This is a genomic window from Rhizobium sp. 'Codium 1' (assembly GCF_020889605.1).
GTDB lineage: Bacteria > Pseudomonadota > Alphaproteobacteria > Rhizobiales > Rhizobiaceae > Allorhizobium > Allorhizobium algae.
In genome coordinates, this window is sequence record NZ_JAJGPW010000014.1 from 1 (window position 1) to 2500 (window position 2500).

Sequence of the window (2500 nt, forward strand, 5' to 3'; positions counted from 1 at the left end):
TACAAGTCACATTGGTTGCGGGGGCAGGATTTGAACCTGCGGCCTTCAGGTTATGAGCCTGACGAGCTACCGGGCTGCTCCACCCCGCGTTACCAGCGTAAATCCCGGAGGGATTTATCGCGACAGAGCAAACTCGTAAGAGTTTGCGTCTCTACCGGTGCAAATCCGAGGGGATTTGCGCCCTTTTCGGCATTGTACCAAGCAAAAAGGGCCGCTTTCAGCGGCCCTTGGATTCCGGCAGGGCCGAATGCGTGATTTGAGAAGATTTTCAGGTTCGAATTCGAACCGGACAACATTGCCTTTAGCAGACCTGGCAGCGACCTACTCTCCCGCGTCTTGAGACGAAGTACCATTGGCGCTGGGGCGTTTCACGGCCGTGTTCGGAATGGGAACGGGTGCGGCCACCCCGCCATGACCACCAGGTCGGCTAAGGGCAATGTTGTTGAGAAGCTGGTGAGGTCGCAAACCGCATGCGGTTTATCGCGAGAACCTCTTTTTGATGAACACGTATTTGGCATCATCGCCCGGTTTTTCCGGGCCGATGAGCATGGTCAATGAGAACGATCAAGCCAATCGGGCTATTAGTAACGGTAAGCTTCACTCATTACTGAGCTTCCACACCCGTCCTATCAACGTGGTAGTCTTCCACGGCCCTGATAGGGAATACTCGTTTTCAGGTTGGTTTCCCGCTTAGATGCCTTCAGCGGTTATCCATTCCATATATAGCTACCCTGCTATGCCGTTGGCACGACAACAGGTCCACCAGAGATATGTCCATCCCGGTCCTCTCGTACTAGGGACAGATCCTGTCAATATTCCTACACCCACGGCAGATAGGGACCGAACTGTCTCACGACGTTCTGAACCCAGCTCACGTACCGCTTTAATTGGCGAACAGCCAAACCCTTGGGACCTGCTCCAGCCCCAGGATGCGATGAGCCGACATCGAGGTGCCAAACAACCCCGTCGATATGGACTCTTGGGGGTCATCAGCCTGTTATCCCCGGCGTACCTTTTATCCGTTGAGCGATGGCCCTTCCACACGGGACCACCGGATCACTATGACCGACTTTCGTCTCTGCTCGACTTGTCAGTCTCGCAGTCAGGCGGGCTTATGCCATTGCACTCGACGACCGATTTCCGACCGGTCTGAGCCCACCATCGCGCGCCTCCGTTACTCTTTCGGAGGCGACCGCCCCAGTCAAACTACCCACCATACACTGTCCCGGATCCGGATGACGGACCGCGGTTAGACATCCATGACGATAAGGGTGGTATTTCAAGGATGGCTCCACGGAAACTGGCGTCCCCGCTTCAAAGCCTACCACCTATCCTACACATGCCGACACGAATGCCAGTGTAAAGCTATAGTAAAGGTGCACGGGGTCTTTCCGTCTGACCGCAGGAACCCCGCATCTTCACGGGGAATTCAATTTCACTGAGTCTATGTTGGAGACAGCGGGGAAGTCGTTACGCCATTCGTGCAGGTCGGAACTTACCCGACAAGGAATTTCGCTACCTTAGGACCGTTATAGTTACGGCCGCCGTTTACTGGGGCTTCGATTCAAAGCTTGCACCTCTCCTCTTAACCTTCCAGCACCGGGCAGGCGTCAGACCCTATACGTCGTCTTGCGACTTCGCAGAGCCCTGTGTTTTTGATAAACAGTCGCTACCCCCTGGTCTGTGCCACCCCATCATACTTGCGTATAAAGGGGTCACGCTTCTTCCGAAGTTACGCGTGCAATTTGCCGAGTTCCTTCAACATAGTTCTCTCAAGCGCCTTGGTATACTCTACCTGACCACCTGTGTCGGTTTCGGGTACGGTCTATACGGTGGAGCTATTTCCTGGAACCGCTTCCCCGCCCAGACAATCCAATAAGTCTGAACGAGTTACGCAATCCGTCACTACCACCAGGCCCACGAATATTAACGTGGTTCCCATCGACTACGCATTTCTGCCTCGCCTTAGGGGCCGGCTAACCCTGCTCAGATTAACTTTAAGCAGGAACCCTTGGTCTTTCGGCGAGGGGGTCTCTCACCCCCTTTATCGTTACTCATGTCAACATTCGCACTTCCGATACCTCCAGGGCCCCTCACGGGTACCCCTTCACAGGCTTACGGAACGCTCCGCTACCACGTGGATAAATCCACATCCTCAGCTTCGGTGCATGGCTTTAGCCCCGTTACATTTTCGGCGCAAAGACCCTTATTTAGACCAGTGAGCTGTTACGCTTTCTTTAAATGATGGCTGCTTCTAAGCCAACATCCTGGTTGTTTTGGGATCCTCACATCCTTTCCCACTTAGCCATGACTTGGGGACCTTAGCTGGAGGTCAGGGTTGTTGCCCTCTTCACGACGGACGTTAGCACCCGCCGTGTGTCTGCCGACTAGTACTCCCAGGTATTCGGAGTTTGGTTAGGATCAGTAAGACGGTGAGTCCCCATAGCCCATCCAGTGCTCTACCCCCTGGGGTATTCGGTCGACGCTCTACCTAAATAGA

General features: G+C 54.2%; 1 tRNA gene and 2 rRNA genes (1 of these 3 cut by a window edge). All 3 read right to left on the reverse strand.

Annotated elements, in window-relative coordinates:
* Positions 1–12: 12 nt before the first annotated feature.
* A tRNA-Met gene (locus LJE98_RS20030) sits at positions 13–89 on the reverse strand.
* Positions 90–308: 219 nt separating this feature from the next.
* A 5S ribosomal RNA gene (rrf, locus tag LJE98_RS20035) occupies positions 309–423 on the reverse strand.
* A 137-nt stretch (positions 424–560) separates the two neighbouring features.
* Positions 561–2500: ribosomal RNA gene (locus LJE98_RS20040) — 23S ribosomal RNA — on the reverse strand (it continues 858 nt past the right edge of the window).